11 protein-coding genes and 1 pseudogene are annotated in these 20,158 nt (G+C 64.9%); 10 read left to right on the top strand and 2 right to left on the bottom strand.

The genetic code is table 11. The features are described from left to right. Nucleotides 1-131: 131 nt before the first annotated feature. The 7 genes from ACVIIV_RS35810 (at nucleotide 132) to ACVIIV_RS35780 (ending at nucleotide 12,103) form a co-directional block, all read left to right on the top strand. Nucleotides 132-1,565: a sigma-54-dependent transcriptional regulator gene (locus ACVIIV_RS35810; protein ID WP_456748402.1), complete on the top strand. Its 1,434-nt coding sequence runs from the start codon at nucleotides 132-134 to the stop codon at nucleotides 1,563-1,565. Further along, nucleotides 1,558-3,579, top strand: a complete 2,022-nt coding sequence (locus ACVIIV_RS35805; RefSeq protein WP_456748401.1) for a sensor histidine kinase — start codon at nucleotides 1,558-1,560, stop codon at nucleotides 3,577-3,579. Before ACVIIV_RS35810 ends, ACVIIV_RS35805 begins: the two co-directional genes overlap by 8 nt. Before the next feature lie 341 nt (nucleotides 3,580-3,920). Beyond that, a complete protein-coding gene (locus ACVIIV_RS35800) occupies nucleotides 3,921-5,573 on the top strand; it encodes an OFA family MFS transporter (protein ID WP_456748400.1) in 1,653 nt (550 codons plus the stop codon). 311 nt (nucleotides 5,574-5,884) lie between these two features. After that, nucleotides 5,885-7,588 (top strand): NADH-ubiquinone oxidoreductase-F iron-sulfur binding region domain-containing protein, encoded by a 1,704-nt coding sequence (locus ACVIIV_RS35795; protein WP_456748399.1) that lies wholly within the window; start codon nucleotides 5,885-5,887, stop codon nucleotides 7,586-7,588. Then, nucleotides 7,585-10,353, top strand: coding sequence for a formate dehydrogenase subunit alpha (fdhF, locus tag ACVIIV_RS35790; RefSeq protein ID WP_456748398.1), 2,769 nt, complete (start codon nucleotides 7,585-7,587; stop codon nucleotides 10,351-10,353). The genes ACVIIV_RS35795 and fdhF overlap by 4 nt, the downstream gene beginning before the upstream one ends. A 172-nt stretch (nucleotides 10,354-10,525) precedes the next feature. Then, entirely contained in the window at nucleotides 10,526-10,999 is a 474-nt protein-coding gene (gene ybaK, locus ACVIIV_RS35785; RefSeq protein WP_456748397.1) for a Cys-tRNA(Pro) deacylase, read from the top strand. An 18-nt stretch (nucleotides 11,000-11,017) separates the two neighbouring features. Next, the gene (locus ACVIIV_RS35780; RefSeq protein ID WP_456748396.1) at nucleotides 11,018-12,103 is read left to right on the top strand and encodes a HupE/UreJ family protein; all 1,086 of its coding nucleotides are present in this window, start codon (nucleotides 11,018-11,020) and stop codon (nucleotides 12,101-12,103) included. 9 nt (nucleotides 12,104-12,112) lie between these two features. Here ACVIIV_RS35780 and ACVIIV_RS35775 read toward each other — a convergent pair. Then, nucleotides 12,113-12,794, bottom strand: a pseudogene (locus tag ACVIIV_RS35775) (GntR family transcriptional regulator). Between the two features lie 145 nt (nucleotides 12,795-12,939). Here ACVIIV_RS35775 and tcuA point away from each other — a divergent pair. Next, nucleotides 12,940-14,331 (top strand): FAD-dependent tricarballylate dehydrogenase TcuA, encoded by a 1,392-nt coding sequence (gene tcuA / locus ACVIIV_RS35770; protein WP_456748395.1) that lies wholly within the window; start codon nucleotides 12,940-12,942, stop codon nucleotides 14,329-14,331. Then, the gene (tcuB, locus tag ACVIIV_RS35765; protein ID WP_456748394.1) at nucleotides 14,318-15,418 is read left to right on the top strand and encodes a tricarballylate utilization 4Fe-4S protein TcuB; all 1,101 of its coding nucleotides are present in this window, start codon (nucleotides 14,318-14,320) and stop codon (nucleotides 15,416-15,418) included. Before tcuA ends, tcuB begins: the two co-directional genes overlap by 14 nt. Nucleotides 15,419-15,440: 22 nt before the next feature. Here the strand turns inward: tcuB and ACVIIV_RS35760 are convergent, their stop codons facing one another. Next, nucleotides 15,441-18,845, bottom strand: coding sequence for an acyl-[ACP]--phospholipid O-acyltransferase (locus ACVIIV_RS35760; protein ID WP_456748393.1), 3,405 nt, complete (start codon nucleotides 18,843-18,845; stop codon nucleotides 15,441-15,443). 674 nt (nucleotides 18,846-19,519) lie between these two features. On the opposite strand from ACVIIV_RS35760, the gene ACVIIV_RS35755 reads away from it, so the two are divergent. Beyond that, nucleotides 19,520-20,152, top strand: coding sequence for a TetR/AcrR family transcriptional regulator (locus ACVIIV_RS35755; RefSeq protein ID WP_456748912.1), 633 nt, complete (start codon nucleotides 19,520-19,522; stop codon nucleotides 20,150-20,152). Nucleotides 20,153-20,158: the final 6 nt, after the last annotated feature.

Below are 20,158 nucleotides of genomic sequence, written 5' to 3'. Positions count from 1 at the left end.
CCTGCGGGGAAACGACCGGAGCTTCGCTGCAATGCGAAAGGCGCCGATTATTGCGGTGGATGGAGCTCAAACCCAAGACTCTCAAACCCAAGACTCTCAAACCCAAGACTCTCAAACCTAAGACATCGGGCATGACTTTCTCAACATCGAGGGCGAGTGCAGCCGCAAGTCCCGCGGTGGGGCGCGAGCCTGCCGTCAAGCTCGGCAAGACGGCTGCAGGGCCGGAGTTCGGCGCGCTGGCGCAGGCCTCCATCCTGATCGTCGACGACGAGCCGGGCATGCGCAATTTCCTGGTGCGCACGCTTGCGCCGCGCTGCAAGCTGGTGGACGAGGCGGCCGACACCGACCAGGCTTCGCGCAAGCTCGATTCCAACCGCTACGACGTCGTCATTCTCGATAACATCATGCCGGGCAAAAATGGCGTCGATTGGCTCGCCGAGCAGCGCGCCGTCGGCTTTTTCGCCGACGCCATCCTGATCACCGCCTATGCCGACCTCGACACCGCGATCCAGGCCCTGCGCGCCGGTGCGGCCGATTTCGTGCTCAAGCCGTTCCGCTCCAACCAGATCCTCAACGCGGTGGCACGATGCCTCGACCGTGTCCGCCTGCAGCGCGAGAATTATGTCCTGCGCTATGCCTTGCGTGCCTCATCCGACCGCACCTTCCTGCGTGACAATCTGATCGGACAATCGGCAGCGACGCTGCGCGTGCGCGAGACCATCGCACGCGTCGCGCGCCTGCCGACCTCGGTTCTTCTCACCGGCGAATCCGGCACCGGCAAGGAAGTGGCAGCGCGCTCGATCCACTCGCTGTCCGATCGCGCCGACAAGCCCTTCGTGCCCGTGAATTGCGCGGCGATCCCGCCCGAGATGATCGAGGCCGAGCTGTTCGGACACATCAAGGGCGCCTTCACCGGCGCCGATTCGGGGCGCGAGGGCTTATTCCTGTATGCGCATGGCGGCACGCTGTTCCTCGACGAGATCGGCGAACTGCCGCTGCCGATGCAGAGCAAGCTGCTCCGCGTGCTCGAAGACCGCCGCGTCCGTCCGGTTGGCTCAGAGCGTGAAGTTCCGGTCGATCTGCGCTTCATCTTCGCGACCAATGCCGAGCTTCAGAAGGAGGTCGAGAAGGGCCGTTTCCGAGCCGATCTGTTCTACCGGCTCAACGTGATGCAGATCCGCCTGCCGCTCCTGAAGGATCGCGGCGACGACGTGCAGGAGCTTGCCGCCATCTTCATGAGCAAGCTGTCGGTTCAGCTCGGCATGCCGCCGGTGCCGATCGACGCCTCGGTGCGGGCGGCGCTCGCAAGCTACGACTGGCCGGGCAATGTGCGCGAGCTGCGTAACCTGATCGAGCGCACGCTGATCCTCGGCGCCTTCCCCGACGATTTCGCCGGTCCCCGCAACGACGGTCAGTCGGCGCCTGCCGACAGTCTCGCGGAGCTCGAGCGCCGTCACATTCTCGGCGTGCTGAAGGAAGTCAACGGCAATCGCGAGGAGGCGGCGCGGCGCCTCGGGATCTCGCGCAAGACCATCGACCGCAAATGCGCGTTGTGGGATGTCTGATGCTGCCGGCAGCGGCGAGCCGGTGCGGGGACGCTCCGTCCGCTTCCGGCTGCTCGCGATCGCGCTGCTGCCGATGCTGGTTATCCTGCCCCTCCTGCTCGGCGTTGCGATCTATCGCTGGAACGCGAAATTCGACGCGACTCTGATCTCCAAGGTGAACGGCGATCTCACCATCGCTCACCAATATCTTGCCCGCATCCTGGAAAAGACCGGCGTCCAGCTGCGGGCGCTCAGCCTGTCGGCCCGCTTCCACGAGGTGCTGGCGCCGGATGCGCGCGGCTCCCTGCAGGATCTGCTCGACGAGACCCGCAAGGAAATCGGTCTCGATTTCCTGTATCTGACCAACGGTCGCGGCGACGTTCTGGCCTCATCGCCGCCGCTGCAGCATCGGCCGAGAAGCGACTGGCCGATCATCGCCTCGGCACTGTCGGACCAGGTCCCTGCAACGGGCATCGACATTTTCGGCAATGACGAGCTGACCGCAATTTCGCCGGCCCTGGCCGAGCGCGCGCGATTGGACCTCGTGCCGACCCCGAACGCGGTGCCGACCGACCGCAGCGCGGAGACGCGCGGCATGGTCGTGCACGCGGCGAGCCGGGCGATGCTGCCTGACGGGGGTGCCGCTGCGCTGGTCGGAGGCACCCTGCTCAACCAGAATCTCGAGTTCATCGACACGATCAACGATCTCGTCTATCGCGCGGCGAGCCTGCCGGAGGGCAGCCAGGGCACCGCGACGCTGTTCCTGGACGACGTGCGGATATCGACCAACGTCCGCCTTTTCGAGGGGCGGCGCGCGCTGGGCACGCGCGTATCGGCGGCGGTGCGCTCGGCCGTGCTGGGCGAGGGGCGCACCTGGCTCGACAGCGCTTTCGTGGTCAATGACTGGTACATCTCCGCCTACGAGCCGCTGGTCGACAGTTACGGCAAGCGGGTCGGCATGCTCTATGTCGGCTTCCTGGAGAAGCCGTTCAGCGAAGCCAAATACCAGACATTGCTGATCATCATCGCAGCGTTCATCATCATCACCGCCGCGACGGTACCGATCTTCCTGCGCTGGGCGAGCTCCATCTTCATGCCGCTGGAGCGCGTCACGGCGACGATCACCGAGGTGGAGCGCGGGAACCTCTCCGCCCGCACCAAGATGCCGGTGCTGGGCGACGAGATCGGCCGCGTCGCGGTTCATCTCGACAGCCTGCTCGACCAGATCCAGGAACGCGACCGACAGCTCCGCGAATGGAATGAGGAACTGAACGTCCGCGTGCGGGAGCGCACCCGAGACCTGGAGCACGCCAATCTCAAGCTCGAGGCAACCACCAAGCAGCTCATCATGTCGGAGAAGCTGGCTGCGATTGGCGAGATCACCGCCGGCGTTGCCCACGAGATCAACAATCCGATCGCGGTGATGCAGGGCAATCTCGACGTCATCCGCAGCGTGTTCGGAGCCGATGCCGACAAGGCGAAGGTCGAGTTTCGCCTGCTCGACGAGCAGATTCACCGCATCAGCCAGATCGTGACCAAGCTGTTGCAGTTTGCAAGGCCGGAGGAATATGCGGGCTATGTCGAGCGCCATGCGCCGGCCAGCATCATCTCCGACTGTCTGCCGCTGGTACAGCACCTTCTCAACAAGACCGAGATCACTGTAGTCAGGGACGACCGCGCCAACCGGCTCGTGCTGATGAACCGCAACGAGCTGCAGCAGGTCCTGGTCAATCTCATCGTCAACGCGATCCACGCCATGCCGGAAGGCGGAACCCTGACGCTCCGCTCCTTCGATGCCGAGCGCGACGGCCAACAAGGTGTCGCCATCGAGGTCACTGATACCGGCATCGGCATGAGCACTGAGGTGATCGAAAAGATATTCGACCCCTTCTACACCACGAAACGGCGGCAAGGCACGGGGCTCGGCCTCTCCATCAGCCAGACGCTGATCAAGCGCCAGGGCGGACAGATCACGGCCGAAAGCCGCGTCGGTTCCGGGAGCACATTCACGGTGTGGCTGCCGGAAGCGACCTGATTGGACATTTTGTCCGAGGATCTCGGGACATTCTGTCCGGCGCAGCACATTGCGCTGCGGGAAGTCGTTGAAACATCACGATGCGGCTTCTGGCACGTGCGTTGCTCATCTCAAGACAGGGTGTTGAGGGGGATGAGGGCGCGCTAGCCGTCACTGCAACGCTGCTTGCGAGGCGATGGGACATCGTCGGCGATCAGCAGCTTGCGGCGCACATGAAGCGATGCGCACCGGATAATTCCGCTTCGACATGAAGTCCGACCTGTCATGCGCGGCTGCCAAGCACGCACACGACCGGTCTCAAACTGATGTGCCGGCAAGGCCGCGCCTGGGAGGGAATGCTTATGACGACAGCCGATACCGTTCTTGCACCGGTTGGTGCTTCCGGCTTGCTCGATCGTGAACGCACGATCGCGACGGCCGGTTTCAATCGCTGGCTGGTGCCGCCGGCGGCGCTGTGCATCCATCTGTGCATCGGCATGGCCTACGGCTTTTCGGTGTTCTGGCTGCCGCTGTCGCGCGCGATCGGCATCGCGGCGCCGAAGGCCTGCCCGGACATGTCGCTGTGGCAGGAGCTGTTCACGACGAGCTGTGACTGGAAGGTCGCCAGCCTCGGGTGGATGTACACGCTGTTCTTTGTCCTGCTAGGCGTCTCCGCCGCGATCTGGGGCGGCTGGCTCGAGCGCGCCGGTCCGCGCAAGGCGGGCGTCGTCGCCGCCTGCTGCTGGGGCGGCGGGCTCTTGATCGGTGCCTTCGGCGTCTACGTCCACCAGCTCTGGATCATGTGGCTTGGTTGTGGCGTGATCGGCGGCGTCGGACTGGGGCTCGGCTACATCTCACCGGTGTCGACCTTGATCAAATGGTTTCCGGACCGCCGCGGCATGGCGACCGGCATGGCCATCATGGGATTTGGAGGCGGCGCCATGATCGGTGCGCCCCTGGCCAATCTCTTGATCAACTACTTCAAGACGGCCGCTTCCGTCGGTGTCTGGGAGACCTTCGTCACGATGGGGGTGGTCTATTTCGTCTTCATGATGATCGGCGCCTTCGCCTATCGCGTGACGCCGGCCGGCTGGCGGCCCGAGGGCTGGACGCCGCCGAGTGAGAAGAAGTCGATGATCACCGAGCATCATGTGCACCTCAACAACGCGCACAAGACCCCGCAATTCTGGCTGATCTGGTGGGTGCTCTGCTTGAACGTCTCGGCGGGCATCGGCGTGATCGGCATGGCTTCGCCCATGCTGCAGGAGATCTTCGCAGGCAAGCTGATCGGGCATCCGGAGCTGACCTTCAGCCAGCTTTCGGTTGAACAGAAAGCAGCGATCGCAGCGATCGCTGCGGGCTTCGCCGGTCTCTTGTCATTGTTCAACATCGGCGGCCGTTTCTTCTGGGCCTCGATGTCGGACCTCATGGGCCGCAAGAACACCTACTACACGTTCTTCGTCCTCGGCATCGCGCTCTATGCGCTGGCGCCGACCTTCGCGGCGATGGGCTCGAAGCTGCTGTTCGTGGTCGGCTTCGGCATCATCCTGTCGATGTATGGCGGCGGCTTCGCGACCGTGCCGGCCTATCTTGCCGACATGTTCGGCACCCAGTTCGTCGGCGCCATCCACGGCCGGCTGCTGACGGCATGGTCGACGGCGGGCATCATCGGCCCCGTCGTGGTCAACTACATCCGCGAGTTCCAGCTCGCGGCCGGCGTGCCGCGCGACCAGCTCTACAACACCACCATGTACATCCTGTGCGCGATGCTGATCGCGGGCCTGGTCTGCAACTATCTGATCAAGCCGGTCGATTCGAAGTGGCACATGAAGGACGCCGATGTCGCCAAGTTGCAGGCGGCGAGCGCCAGCGCTGCAGCCGCGGGGCCGCACGGCTCCTACGGCATCGGCTTTGGCGGGCTCGACGGCAAGGCGGCGCTGTTCTGGGCCTTCGTCGGCGTTCCCTTGGCTTGGGGTGTGTGGAAGACGCTGGAGAGCGCGGTCAAGATTTTCTGATCGCACATTCGTCGCGAGCGGGAGCGCACCTTGCGCGCTCCCGCCGTAGCCTCGGAGCCGAGCTCGATACGATTTCGCTATCGCAGCATGGGAAGCCTTTATTGATTCTCCAGACCAATTCAGGCTTCGTTCTATCAGTTGGCGCGTTGGACAAACGCAAGGCCGTGTCCGGGCAGCGATCCAGGGCTGCCCTTTGGGTCGCCCCTTGGGCTGCGCTTAACTGCTTCCGTGAGCGTGACAATTTGCTTGGCATCTGGCATGCCAGAAGCTAGAACTGGAGCCGTTCTAAGAGACGAGATCGAGACGAATCGATGAGCCACGACGTGCATGAGGTCCGCTCCTTCGAGCATCCCGGTGAGGGACGCCGACGCGCCAAGGCGACGCCCAAGGGGCGGCAGGTCGATCCCACGGCCGCGCACGAGATCGAGCTGTTGCTTGGAGACAGGCCGCGGCGGCGCGATCTCTTGATCGAATATCTGCACCTGGTCCAGGACAAGTACCACCAGATCTCGGCTGCGCATCTGGCCGCGCTCGCCGACGAGATGAAGCTCGCCTTCGCCGAGGTGTTCGAGACGGCGACCTTCTACGCGCATTTCGACGTGGTGAAGGAAGGTGAACCGGACATCGCGCCGCTGACGATCCGCGTCTGCGATTCGCTGACCTGCGCCATGCTCGGCGGCGAGAAGCTGCTCGAGGATCTGCAGAGCGCGTCAGGTCCCGGCATCCGCGTCGTGCGCGCGCCTTGCGTCGGCCGTTGTGATACTGCGCCCGCCGCGGAAGTCGGTCACAACTTCGTCGATCACGCCACCGTCGCCAATGTGATGGCGGCGGCCAGGGCCGGCGACACTCACGCGCATCTGCCCAAATATGTCGACTACGAGACCTATGTTGCCGGCGGCGGTTACAAGCTGCTGGGCCGCCTGCGCTCGGGCGAACTGTCGAAGGACGATCTCCTGAAAGCGCTCGACGACGCTTCGCTGCGCGGCCTCGGCGGCGCCGGCTTCCCCACGGGGCGGAAATGGCGCGCGGTGCTGGGCGAGCCCGGGCCGCGGCTGATGGCGATCAACGGCGATGAGGGCGAGCCCGGCACGTTCAAGGACCGCTATTACCTCGAAACCGATCCGCACCGGTTCATCGAGGGCATGCTGATCGGCGCGCACGTGGTGCAGGCCACCGACGTCTATGTCTATCTGCGCGACGAATATCCGGCCTCGCGCGAAATCCTGGAGCGCGAGATCGCGAACCTCCCGCCGGGCGGCCCGACGCTGCACATGCGGCGCGGCGCCGGCGCTTACATCTGCGGCGAGGAATCCTCACTGCTGGAAAGCATCGAAGGCAAGCGCGGCCTGCCCAGGCACAAACCGCCGTACCCGTTCCAGGTCGGCCTGTTCGGGCTGCCGACGCTGATCAACAACATCGAGACGCTGTGGTGGGTGCGCGACATCGTCGAGAAGGGCGCCGACTGGTGGAAGGGCCATGGCCGCCACGAGCGTCACGGCCTGCGCAGCTTCTCGGTCTCGGGACGCGTGAAGAATCCCGGCATGAAGCTCGCGCCATCAGGCATCACCGTGCGCGAATTGATCAACGAATATTGCGGCGGCATGGCCGACGGTCATCAGTTCTACGCCTATCTTCCGGGCGGTGCGTCAGGCGGCATCCTGCCGGCATCGATGGACGACATCCCGCTCGATTTCGGCACGCTGGAGAAATACGGCTGCTTCATCGGCTCGGCTGCGATCGTGATCCTGTCGCAAAAGGACAGCGTGCGCGCGGCGGCGCTGAACCTGATGAAGTTCTTCGAGGACGAGAGCTGCGGCCAGTGCACGCCGTGCCGCGTCGGAACCCAGAAGGCGGCGCTGCTGATGCAGAAGCCGGTCTGGAACCGTGCCCTACTGGAAGAATTGAGCCAGGCGATGCGCGATGCCTCGATCTGCGGGCTCGGACAGGCGGCATCGAATCCGCTCTCTTCCGTGATCAAATATTTCCCTGACGAGTTCAAGGAAGCGGCCGAATGACGAAGATTACGTTCGAGCTCGACGGCAAGCAGGTCGAGGCCAATCCCGGCGAGACGATCTGGCAGGTCGCCAAACGTCAGGGCCGCGACATCCCGCATCTGTGCTATTCGCCGGCGCCGGACTATCGCCCCGACGGCAATTGCCGCGCCTGCATGGTCGAGATCGAGGGTGAGCGCGTGCTGGCGGCGTCCTGCAAGCGCACGCCGTCGGTCGGCATGAAGGTGAAGACGGAATCCGCGCGTGCGACTGCGGCACAAAAAATGGTGATGGAGCTGCTGGTCGCCGACCAGCCGGCGCGCGAAACCTCGCACGATCCGGACTCCAAATTCTGGCACTGGGCCGAGACCACAGGCGTCACCGAGAGCCGCTTCCCTGCCGCCGAGCGCTGGGCGACCGACGCCAGCCATCCGGCGATGCGCGTCAACCTCGATGCCTGCATCCAGTGCGGCCTCTGCGTGCGCGCCTGCCGCGAGGTTCAGGTCAACGACGTCATCGGCATGGCCTATCGCAATGCCGGCGCCAAGATCGTGTTCGACTTCGACGATCCCATGGGCGAATCCACCTGCGTCGCCTGCGGCGAATGCGTGCAGGCCTGCCCGACCGGTGCATTGATGCCGGCCGTGATGCTCGACGACAAGCAGACCCGCGTGACTTACGCGGACAAGAAGGTGGATTCGCTCTGTCCGTTCTGCGGCGTCGGCTGCCAGGTGACCTATGAGGTCAAGGACGAGAAGGTAATCTACGCGGAAGGCCGCGACGGGCCCGCCAATCACAACCGTCTTTGTGTGAAGGGCCGCTTCGGCTTCGACTACATCCACCATCCGCATCGCCTGACCAAGCCGCTGGTACGGCTGCCGAATGCGAAGAAGGATGCCAACGACCAGGTCGATCCGGCCAATCCCTTCACCCATTTCCGCGAAGCGAGCTGGGAAGAAGCGCTCGACATCGCCGCCAAGGGCCTCGTCAAGATCCGCGACGAGAAGGGCGTGAAGGCGCTGGCCGGCTTCGGTTCGGCCAAGGGCTCGAACGAAGAGGCCTATCTGTTCCAGAAGCTGGTGCGCACCGGTTTCGGCTCGAACAACGTCGACCATTGCACCCGCCTGTGCCACGCCTCGTCGGTGGCAGCGCTGTTCGAGGGCCTGAGCTCGGGCGCGGTGTCGGCACCATTCTCCGCCGCGATGGATGCCGAAGTTATCGTCGTGATCGGCGCCAACCCGACCGTGAACCATCCGGTCGCCGCGACCTTCATCAAGAACGCGGTCAAGCAGAACGGCGCAAAACTGTTCGTGATGGATCCGCGCCGGCAGGCGCTGTCGCGCCATGCGACCAAGCATCTGCAGTTCAAGCCGGGCTCCGACGTCGCCATGTTGAACGCGATGATCAACACGATCATCACCGAGGGTCTCACCGACGACCAGTACATCGCCGGCTACACCGAGGGTTTCGAGGAGCTCAAGGAAAAGATCAAGGAGTTCACGCCGGAGAAGATGGAGCCGATCTGCGGCATCCCTGCGCAGACGCTGCGCGAGGTGGCGCGAACCTATGCGCGGGCAAAATCGTCGATCATCTTCTGGGGCATGGGCATCAGCCAGCACGTCCATGGCACCGACAATGCGCGCTGCCTGATCGCGCTCGCGCTGATCACCGGCCAGGTCGGCCGTCCCGGCACCGGCCTGCATCCGCTGCGCGGTCAGAACAACGTGCAAGGCGCCTCCGACGCCGGCCTGATCCCGATGTTCCTGCCGGACTACCAGCCGGTCGGGCGCGACGATCTGCGCGGTGCCTTCGAAAAGCTCTGGCAGCAGGATCTCGATCCCGTCCGCGGCCTGACCGTGGTCGAGATCATGAACGCGATCCATGCCGGCGAGATCAAGGGCATGTATATCGAGGGCGAGAATCCCGCGATGTCCGATCCCGATCTCCAGCACGCGCGCCACGCGCTCGCGATGCTCGATCATCTCGTGGTGCAGGATCTCTTCGTCACCGAGACCGCGTTCCATGCCGACGTCATCCTGCCGGCCTCGGCATTCGCGGAGAAGGACGGCTCCTTCACCAATACCGATCGCCGCGTGCAGCTGGCGCGTCAGGTGATCAAGCCGCCGGGCGATGCGCGGCAGGATCTCTGGATCATCCAGGAGATCGGCAAGCGCATGGGGCTGCCGTGGAATTATTCCGGTCCCGGCGATGTCTTCACCGAGATGGCGGAACTGATGCCGTCGCTGAAGAATATCACCTGGGAGCGGCTGGTGCGCGAAGGCGCGGTCACCTATCCCGTCGACGATCCGAACAAGCCCGGCAATGAGATCATCTTCACCACGGGCTTTCCGACCGCGAGCGGCCGCGGCAAGATCGTGCCGGCCAAGGTCATCCCGCCGGACGAGATTCCCGACGACGCATATCCGATGGTGCTGTCGACCGGCCGCGTGCTGGAGCACTGGCACACCGGCTCGATGACGCGCCGCGCCCAGGTGCTCGATCAGATCGAGCCGGAGGCGGTCGCCTTCATGTCGCCGAAGGACATGCGCCGGAAGAAGCTCGCGCCCGGCGATTTCATCCGTCTGGAGACCCGCCGCGGCGCCGTCGAGGTCAAGGTGCGCTCCGACCGCGACGTGCCCGAGAATATGGTGTTCATGCCGTTCTGCTACGCGGAAGCGGCGGCGAACCTGCTCACCAATCCGGCGCTCGACCCGTTCGGCAAGATTCCGGAGTTCAAGTTCTGCGCAGCGCGGGCCGAGCGCGCCGAGATGCGGGACGCGGCGGAGTAGGAGCGGCCGTCGTTGCGTGGCGCCAGCCAGGACGACGGCTGAGTATGTGGCGGGCCATCATGCCCACAATCGTCATTGCGAGCGAAGCGAAGCAATCCAGACTGCCTCCGGAGAGACAGTCTGGATTGCTTCGTCGCTTCGCTCCTCGCAATGACGGTGGTAAATGTGGCCCATGTCCAAGGTCACCCCAGCCACACGCGCGCTCACGGCCGCCGGAGTTGCGTTCACTGTTCACACCTACGACTACGATCCTGACGCCGAGAGCATCGGCCTGCAGGCGGCCGCCGCCCTCGGCGAGGACCCGGCGCGCGTCCTGAAGACGTTGATGGCGATGGTGGACGGCAAGCCGGTCTGCGTGGTCGTGCCGTCCGACCAGGAAGTCTCGATGAAGAAGCTGGCGGCGGCGACAAGCGGCAAGTCGGCGCAGATGATGAAGCCCACCGAGGCCGAACGCGTCACCGGCTACAAGGTCGGCGGCATCAGCCCGTTCGGGCAGCGCAAGCAGGTCGGCACCGTGATCGAGCAGAGCGCGCTCGCGCATGACTTGGTCTATCTCAACGGCGGCCAGCGCGGCTTGCAGGTCCGGCTGAAGCCGGCAGATGTGCGGGATGTCCTCAAGGCGATCGTTGCGGATGTGCTGGCGTGAGGGCGGCGGGGTGGGATCATGAGGCGGCCGCTTCTGCTGTGGCTTGCGGTTCTGCTCGGCATCGGCCTTCCGGCTGAGGCGCATCAAGTCAATCTCGTAACCGCGCGCGTGGCGCTGACCCCCGATCGCATGGTGACCGTCGAGCTCGGATTGAAGGGCGGCGATGTCGATCGTCTGATCGGTTCGAAGATCTATGATGCGGGGCAGGACGCGGTCGATCCGGTCAGGGTCGAAGCGGCCAAGACCGCAATCGTCGCGTATGTGAGCACGTATCTGGTCGTCACAGGCGGTGCCAGAGCCTGTTCGGCCGGAGATGCAGCGATCCTGGCCGACGGCGACGGCATCATCTATCGCAACAGCTTTGCCTGCGCCAACGCCGCCGGCGACATCATCTATCGCTCCACCGTGCTGACCGAGAAGGATCCGGCCGCACGACAGGTCGTTCTGATCGCGCAGGGCCGATCGGAGGCGCAGGCCCTGCTCGACGCCGGCAATACGACGGTCACGCTTTCAAGTGCGGCACCGCCGCTATGGTCGACGATGCAGCGCTATCTGCTCACCGGCGTCGAGCACATCTTCCTCGGCTTCGACCACATCGCATTCCTGATTGCCGTTGTGCTGTGGGCGAGACGGCTCATTCCCGTCGTCAAGATCGTGACGGCTTTCACCATCGCCCATTCCATCACCTTGTCGCTGGCCGCGCTGAACGTCCTCGTCGTCCCGAGCAGCATTGTCGAGCCTGCGATCGCGGCCTCGATCGTCTTCGTCGCCGTGGAGAACTTCTTCTCGCGCGATGTCGACAAGCGCTGGCGCATGACCTTTCTGTTCGGGCTGATCCACGGTTTCGGCTTCGCCGGTGCGCTTCGTGAGATCGGGCTGCCACCGAACGCACTGGTGCCGGCGCTCGCCGCCTTCAACGTCGGCGTCGAAATCGGGCAGATTGCGATCGTCGCGCTGGCGTTGCCTTTGCTCGGCCTGATGGACCGGCTGACCCTGGCCGGCCCGATCGCACCCGAGCGGTCGTCAAGACTGGTCTACACCATGTCCGCGGTCATCGGCCTGCTCGGCAGCTATTGGCTGCTGACGCGTGTGCTCCAGGCGTGATGAAGCCGCCTATTGCTTCTGCGATAGCTTGAGCCGGCAACGCAGCGCCTCGCGGATATGCGCCCGCGCGAGCTGCTCGGCCTTGTCGCCGTCGCGCGCGGCGATCGCGTCAACGATCGCCTGATGCTCGTCGTGGCTGGTCGATGGGCGGCCTGTGACCGTGAAGGTGGTCGGGCCGAGCAGGGCGATCCAGTCCTGCAATTCCCGCGAGGCGTTGTCGAGATAGCGGTTGCGTGCGGCGCGGCAGATCGCCTCATGGAAGGTCCGATTGAGCCGCGCCATCTCGGCTGCGCCGGTCGCTGGCGTCTCGACAAAGGCCTGCTCGATATCCCTAAGCGCGTCGATCTCCGGCACCGAGGCGTGCTCGGCCGCGAGGCGCGCGGCGGCGCCTTCCATGATCTCGCGCATGGCGTAGAGCTCGAGCACCTCGGAAATGTCGAGATTGCGCACAATCAGCCCGCGGCCGCCCGCGGGTTCGACGAAGCCGCGCGCCGCGAGCCGGCCCAGCGCTTCCCGCACCGGCGTGCGGCTGACCCTGAGCCGCTGCGCCACTTCCTCCTCGCGCAGGCGGTCGCCGGGCGCGGTAGCTGCCGGCCTGGAGTGCCTCGCACAGGGAGCGGAACACGGCTTCGCCCAGCGCAACGCCGCCGCCGCGCGTGATCGATCCGCCTGTTTTTGGGCGTTTGGCCATTACCCCTCGATGAGCAACCAGCTGACACACACCGCTTGCGCCAGCCATGTATATCTTTGTATACAAAGGTACGCAATGGTGGTCATGATTGAACATGGTCGCTGACGGACAGAATGTCTCTACCTCGCGTGCCTCGGGTAACGGAATGGGCAGCAAATACGACGTGCTGGTGATCGGCGGGGGCAACGCGGCCCTTTGCGCAGCGATCAGCGCGCGGCGCGGCGGTGCCTCGGTGCTCGTGCTCGAAGGCGCGCCAAAATTCTATCGCGGCGGCAACACCCGCCACACCCGCAACATGCGCTGCGCCCATGATGCGGCGACCGAAATCCTGACCGGCCCCTATACCGAAGAGGAGTTTTGGGAGGACCTGCTGCGCGTCACCGGCGGGCAGACCGACGAGGTGCTGGCCCGTCACATGATTCGCGAATCCAAGGACATCCTGAACTGGATCGTGGAGCAGGGCGTGCGCTGGCAGCCCTCGCTCGGCGGCACGCTGAGCCTCGGCCGCACCAACTCCTTCTTCCTCGGCGGCGGCCGGGCCATGCTCAACGCGCTGTATCTCACCGCCGAACGGCTCGGCGTCGATGTCGAGTACGACGCCGAGGTTACCGACCTCGTGATCGAGGACGGCATGTTCCTCGCCGCGCGCCTCAAGCGTCCGGTCAAAGGCGAGATCGAGATCCGCGCCACGTCGCTGGTTGCCGCCGCCGGCGGCTTCGAGGCCAACATCGAATGGCTGAAGCAATATTGGGGCGAGGCCGCCGACAATTTCCTGATCCGCGGCACGCCCTACAACCGTGGCTCGATCCTGAAGATGCTGCTCGACAAGGGCGTGCAGGAGGTCGGCGATCCCACCCAGTGCCATGCCGTCGCGATCGACGCCCGCGCGCCGAAATTCGACGGCGGCATCATCACCCGTCATGACTCGGTCGTGTTCGGTATCGTCGTCAACAAGCACGCCCAGCGCTTCTATGACGAGGGCGAGGACATCTGGCCAAAGCGCTACGCGATCTGGGGCCGGCTGGTCGCGGCCCAGCCCGACCAGATCGCCTACATCATCTTCGACTCGACTGTCGTCACCAGTTTCATGCCGACGCTGTTTCCGCCGATCGCGGGGCAGACCGTGGCCGAGCTCGCCGGCAAGCTGGAGCTCGACCCGGCGGCGCTGGAAAAGACCATCGCCGAATTCAACGCCGCGGTGCTATCAGGCACCTTCGACCACACCATCCTGGACGACTGCCGCACCGAGGGCATCACGCCGCCGAAGACCCACTGGGCACGGCGGATCGAGACGCCGCCTTATCTCGCCTATCCGGTGCGGCCCGGCATCACCTTCACCTATCTCGGCACGCGCGTGAACAGGGAGGCGCGGATGCTGATGAAGGGCGGCAAGCCGTCCGCCAACATGTTCGCCGCCGGCGAGATCATGGCGGGCAACGTGCTCGGCAAGGGCTATGCGGCGGGCATGGGCATGACCATCGGCAGCGTGTTCGGGCGGATCGCGGGACGGGAAGCGGCGAAACATGCACGGAACTAGGATTCTCGACGAGGCCGACCGTCTGATGACGGTCTGCAATTCCTGCCGCTACTGTGAGGGATTGTGCGCGGTGTTTCCTGCGATGGAGATGCGGCGCGCCTTCTCCGACGGCGACCTCAACTATCTCGCCAATCTCTGCCATTCCTGCGGCGCCTGCTATGTCGACTGCCAGTTCTCGCCGCCGCACGAATTCAACGTCAACGTGCCCAAGACTCTGGCGGTGGCGCGCGCCGAGTCTTATGCGGCCTATGCCTGGCCGCAGGCGCTGTCCGGCGCCTTCGCCCGCAACGGCCTCCTCATCAGCATCGCCGCCGCGCTCAGCATGGCCGTCTTCATCCTCGGCTTCGCCGCACTCAACGATCGCAACGTGCTGTTCGGCGTCCACACCGGACCCGGCGCGTTCTACAAGCTGATGCCGCACAATGCGATGGCTGCGCTGTTCAGCGCCGCCTTCATCTATGCGATCTTCGCCCTGTTCATGAGCCTGCGCGCCTTCTGGCGCGACATCGGTGCGCCGATTGGCAGCCGCGCCGATGGCGGCTCGATGTTCCAGGCGATCCGCGATGCCGGCGAGCTGCGCTATCTCCATGGCGGCGGCGTCGGCTGCTACAACGAGGACGACAAGCCCACCGACCGGCGCAAGCTCTATCACCACCTGACCTTCTACGGCTTCCTGCTGTGCTTTGCCGCGACGTCGGTGGCGACACTCTATCACTATCTGCTGGGGCGCGAGGCGCCATATCCGTGGTGGGACCTGCCGGTCGTGCTCGGCACGCTGGGCGGCATCGGTCTGATCGTCGGGCCGATCGGCCTGTTCACGGCCAAGATGCGGCGCGATCCGGCATTGCTCGACGAGTTCAGTTACGGCATGGACGTCGGCTTCATCGCCATGCTGTTCCTGACCGGTCTCACCGGCATGCTGCTGCTGGTCCTGCGCGAGACTGCCGCGATGGGACCGCTGCTCGCGCTGCATCTCGGCGCCGTGTTCGCGCTGTTCATCACCATGCCCTACGGCAAGTTCGTGCACGGCGTCTATCGCTTCGCCGCACTGGTGCGCTATGCGCAGGAGCGGCGGACGGTGGCGTGACCGGCGAACCCGGTCGCCGTCCTTACGCCACCTCGCGCTCCGGCGAGGATGCCTGCTCGCGGGCCATCGTCGTCGCCGTGACATAGTCGGTCTTGCCGGTGCCGAGCAGCGGCACCTTGTCGACCACCATGATCGTTGCGGGCACGGTGAGCTCGGACGCGCCAATCGCCTTGGCTTGGCCCTGCATTGCGCTGCGCTCGGCGTTCTTCTCCGTGGTCAGCAGCACGATGCGCTCGCCCTTGCGCGGGTCCGGGATCGAGACGGCGACCGACGCGGCCTGCGGCCACAGCGACGTCGCGATGGCTTCAACCGCCGACAGCGAGACCATTTCGCCCGCGATCTTGGCAAAGCGCTTGGCGCGGCCCTTGATGGTGATGAAGCCGGCGGAGTCGATCGACACGATGTCGCCGGTGTCGTGCCAACCCTCGGCGAGAACTTCGAGCACGCCGGGATTTTCGGCCCTGAGGTAGCCGAGCATCACGTTCGGCCCGCGCACCGACAGGCGTCCACCTTCCTCGATGCCGGGGACCGGATCGAGGCGGCTTTCCATCAGCGGCGACAGACGGCCGACGGTGCCGGGACGGTTGGCCATCGGCGTGTTCATCGCCAGCACCGGTGCCGTCTCGGTGACGCCATAGCCTTCGAGGATGCGGATGCCGTAGCGTTCCATGAACACCTGCCGCGTGCGGTCCTTGACCGCCTCGGCGCCGGCGATCACAAGGCGCAAGGTGCGGAAGTCGTAAGGGTGCGCCGAGCGGGCATAGCCGGTGAGGAACGTATCGGTGCCGAACAGGATGGTGGCGCCGGTCTGATAGATCAGCTCCGGCACGATCCGGTAGTGCAGCGGCGAGGGATACATGTAGATCGGAATGCCCGCGAGCATCGGCATCATCATCCCGCCGGTCAGCCCGAAGGAGTGGAACACCGGCAGCACGTTGAACACCTTGTCATTGGCATTGGCGTCGACCCGCGCCAGCGCCTGCGCCGCATTGGCGAGGATGTTGCGGTGGGACAGCACGACGCCCTTGGGCGTTCCTTCCGAGCCCGAGGTGAACAGCACGACGGCCGGATCGTTGGCCTGGCGGGACACGCGCGGCGTGGTGCCCGCGAGCAGGCCCTTGATCTTGTCGGCGAGGCCGATCGAGGCGCGGACGTCCTCGAGATAGACGATTCGGGCTTCCGCGGAGATTGCGGCCATCAGCTTGTCGAGCTTGCCCTTCTCGATGAAGGCCTTCGAGGTCAGCACGGTCTTGACCTGCGCGGCCTTCATGGCGGCGAGCACGTTGACCGGACCGGCCGAGAAGTTGAGCATCGCCGGCACGCGGCCGATGTTCTGCAGCGCCATGAAGACGACGGCAACGCCCGCCGAGTTCGGCAGCAGCACGCCGACATTCTCGCCGGTGGCGGTGCCGGTCTCCAGCTTCCGGCTCAGGACCTGCGCGCTGAGGATCAGCTTGCGATAGGTCAACTTGGTGCCGAGCGCATCCTCAATGATGACCTTGCCGGTGTCGCGGTCGCGATAGGCGTGGCCGAGTGCTTCGAACAGCGTGTGATCGAGCATGGCGTTTTTCACCAGGGCGTCGATCATGACGTCCTGCAGCGCGGCGCCGGCGGCATTGCGGCGGGCCTTGCCCTTGAGCGTTTCATCGACCGGGAGCTTGACCGGCGGCAGGATGGTGACCGTCACGCGCGGAAACCACGAGCGCTTGATCTGGCTAGAGTTGAGATAGCTGAGATACGAGCGCTGCGCACCTTCGATGCGAACCGGGACGACCACAGCATCGGCCTTGTCCGCGATCATCGCGGTGCCGTCATAGACCTTCATCAGCGAGCCGGAGACGGTGATCCGCCCTTCCGGGAAGATCACGACAGGCTCGCCGGCGGCGACGAGCTTGATCAGGTCGCGCGCGGCCAGCGGCTTGGTCGGGTCCATGGTGTAGTGCTTGACGACGCGCAGGAACGGCTTGGCCCACCAGGCCTTGGCGATGCCAGTATCGACCGCAAAGCTCGCGTCGATCGGCAGCACGGCGTGCAGCAGCGGGCCGTCGATCAGGCTGACATGGTTCGGCGCGATCAGCATGCGCGTGCCGGGAGGCGGCAGGTTTTCGAGCCCGCGAATCTCGGTGCGGAACAGGGCGCGGAACAGAAGCCCACCGAAATCGCGCACGCCTTCCTTGCCCCACTTGGTGAGGACGAACCACACCGCGCCGAAGCTGGCGACGCCGAGGCCGAAGAAGATCCAGCCGATATGCAGCCCGGCGGCCTGCAACAGCGCGACGAACAGCGAGCCGACCACCATGAAGGCGGCCTGCAGCACGTTGCCGGCGGCGATGATGCGGGCGCGCTCGGAAGGTTCCGACCAGGCCTGGACCGCGGCAAAGGATGGGACCACGAACAAGCCGCCGCCGAATGCGAAGGCGACGAAGTCGGCCAGCATGCGCAGCCCTGCGAACGACGTCGCAAAGTCGACCGCGGCGATGTCCTGTCCTTTGCTGGTCACGGCGATGGCCCAGGCGAGATCGAGGCCGGCAAACCCCATGATGATGGCGCCGATCGGCACCAGCGCGAGGTTGGGGCGGACGTGGCTCAGGCTTGCGGCAAACAGCGAGCCGATGGCGATGCCGATCGCGAAGATCGCAAGGCACAGCGTCACCACGCCCTCGGTACCGCCGACGACCTCCTTGATCAGCGCCGGCAGCAGCGACAGCACGATGGCGCCGACCAGCCAGAACCAGGAGACGATCACCGTGCCGTCCCAGAGACGATGGTCGGCGTAGAGCGTCCTGAGCAGGCTGAGCGTCGAGGTCCAGGGATTGGCATCGACGGGCAGGTCAGGCGCGGACGGCGTTGTCCGTGGAATGCGGGAGGCGAAGGCCCAGGACAGCAGGGCCAGCACGACCACGGCGGATGCCACCCAGCCCACATGCGCGGAGCCGGCCACGAACTGGCCGCCGGCGACGGTGCCGAGCAGGATCGCCATGAAGGTCGCGCCTTCCACCAGCGCGTTGCCGGTCGCGAGCTCGCCGAGCTCGAGCTGGTCCGGCAGCATGGCGTATTTCACCGGGCCGAACAGCGCGGCTATGGTGCCGAACAGCGCGAGCGCTGCGAACAGGAGCGGCACCGAATGCAGGAAGAAGCCGGCGGCGGCAAAGCCTGCGGCAAAGATCTCGGCGAATTTGAGCCGCCTTGCGACGACGGATTTGACGTATTTGTCGGCGAGCTGGCCGCCGAGCCCGGACAGGATGAAATAGGGGAAGATGAAGACGGCGCCTGCGACCGTCACCAGGGCATCGCCGTGGCCGGTCGCCGCGCTGTAAAGCAGGATGATGACGAGTGCGTTCTTGAGCACGTTGTCATTGAGCGCCGAGAAGAATTGCGCCCAGAACAGCGGCGCGAAGCGGCGTGACGACATCAATTCCCTGATCATGACTAGTCCTGTTTTGGAAAGGCAGCCTGAGGTTGTTACATTGACGGTGAGACGTCACGACCGGAAGGCATTTGGGACGAGCGCGTGCAGGATGACGATATCGCCGGCCTGCTCGATCCCTTCAGTTCTCTGGTCCTGTTGGTCTCCAAGTGGTCTCGTTAGGTTCGCAAATATCTGGCCGCGGCCGCGGCGAGCTCGGGCGGAGGGGCCCCGCTCGCCCGGGTATGGCGCCGGGCGATGAAGGAAAAGCTGAACCGCATCGCTGAAATCAGCCGGATCGGCCGCGCACGTCCAGACATGGTGAGTCCATCCTTGCAGCCGGCTCTTGCATTCGAACCGACCCGCGTGTGCGGGCCTCAGGTGAGATGGGAGAGGTGACGAAAGGGCGAGAGGCGGCCGAGCAGGCTGAACCGCCGGCCCTCGTGACGCGCACCGGCGCGATTGGCCCGCCACATCCGGAAGGTCGCCCGGCGTTCCGCGAGCACGCCCGCAACGTCGCAGGCATTAGCGATGCGATTGATCGGCGCCATCATCACCTTAAGGGCGGCCCGGCCGAAGCCGGTCACGAGAGCGGCGGCGTCATCGACGAAGGTGGCGGCGATATCAACAGCGAGCGTTTGCATTTTGAAGGTCTCCGGGTTAATTTGAACAATGTTCACATGAGTAGCTTGAAAATGAACAATGTTCAAGAAGAATCGCCTCGCGACCAAAAAAAATATCGGCGCCGGCTCCAGATCGTGGAGATCGCCCGCGGCATTATCTCAGCTAAAGGGCTGAGATCATTGAAGGTTCGGGACGTCGCCGAGGCGGCCGGCTGCTCGGTCGGCAGCGTCTATAATGAGTTCGGGGACTTCGACGGGGTCATCCTGACCGTCAATCGGGAGACGGTTCAGGCCCTTACGGCGCGGCTTCGAGGGGTTCCTGCCGAGGACCCGGTTCGCCAGCTCTATGGGCTTGCCGAGACCTATCTCGACTTCTTTGCGGGACACGCCAACCTGCTGCGCTCCTTGTTCGAGCATCGGATGGAGGACGATCGACCTTATCCGGACGATATCCTTCAGATGGTGATGGACGCTTTCGCGCTGATGCATCCGCCCCTGGTGCGGCTATTGCCGGATGCGGATGACGTGAAGATCGCGCTGCTGTCGCGCACGCTGTTTTCCGCTGTGCATGGCATCATCTCGCTCGGCCTCGAGGAGCGCATGGTGGCCGTGCCGCCGCAGATGCTGCGGCAGCAGATCGAACAGTTCGTCGAAACCCATCTCGCCGGCCTCGGCATTTTGCCGGTCGGCGCGCGGCTATCCTGATGGGGC

It is taken from the genome of Bradyrhizobium sp. USDA 4354, from assembly GCF_054060315.1.
The sequence above is the reverse complement of the archived record's forward strand: the minus strand, read 5'-3'. Positions and strand labels throughout refer to the sequence as shown.

Coding starts and splice junctions, on each gene's coding strand:
- ACVIIV_RS35805 (WP_456748401.1), top strand. CDS start 1,558: ATGTCTGATGCTGCCGGCAGCGGCGAGCCGGTGCGGGGACGCTCCGTC.
- ACVIIV_RS35780 (WP_456748396.1), top strand. CDS start 11,018: ATGAGGCGGCCGCTTCTGCTGTGGCTTGCGGTTCTGCTCGGCATCGGC.
- ACVIIV_RS35800 (WP_456748400.1), top strand. CDS start 3,921: ATGACGACAGCCGATACCGTTCTTGCACCGGTTGGTGCTTCCGGCTTG.
- ybaK (WP_456748397.1), top strand. CDS start 10,526: ATGTCCAAGGTCACCCCAGCCACACGCGCGCTCACGGCCGCCGGAGTT.
- ACVIIV_RS35795 (WP_456748399.1), top strand. CDS start 5,885: ATGAGCCACGACGTGCATGAGGTCCGCTCCTTCGAGCATCCCGGTGAG.
- ACVIIV_RS35760 (WP_456748393.1), bottom strand. CDS start 18,845: ATGATCAGGGAATTGATGTCGTCACGCCGCTTCGCGCCGCTGTTCTGG.
- ACVIIV_RS35755 (WP_456748912.1), top strand. CDS start 19,520: ATGAACAATGTTCAAGAAGAATCGCCTCGCGACCAAAAAAAATATCGG.
- tcuA (WP_456748395.1), top strand. CDS start 12,940: ATGGGCAGCAAATACGACGTGCTGGTGATCGGCGGGGGCAACGCGGCC.
- tcuB (WP_456748394.1), top strand. CDS start 14,318: ATGCACGGAACTAGGATTCTCGACGAGGCCGACCGTCTGATGACGGTC.
- ACVIIV_RS35810 (WP_456748402.1), top strand. CDS start 132: ATGACTTTCTCAACATCGAGGGCGAGTGCAGCCGCAAGTCCCGCGGTG.
- fdhF (WP_456748398.1), top strand. CDS start 7,585: ATGACGAAGATTACGTTCGAGCTCGACGGCAAGCAGGTCGAGGCCAAT.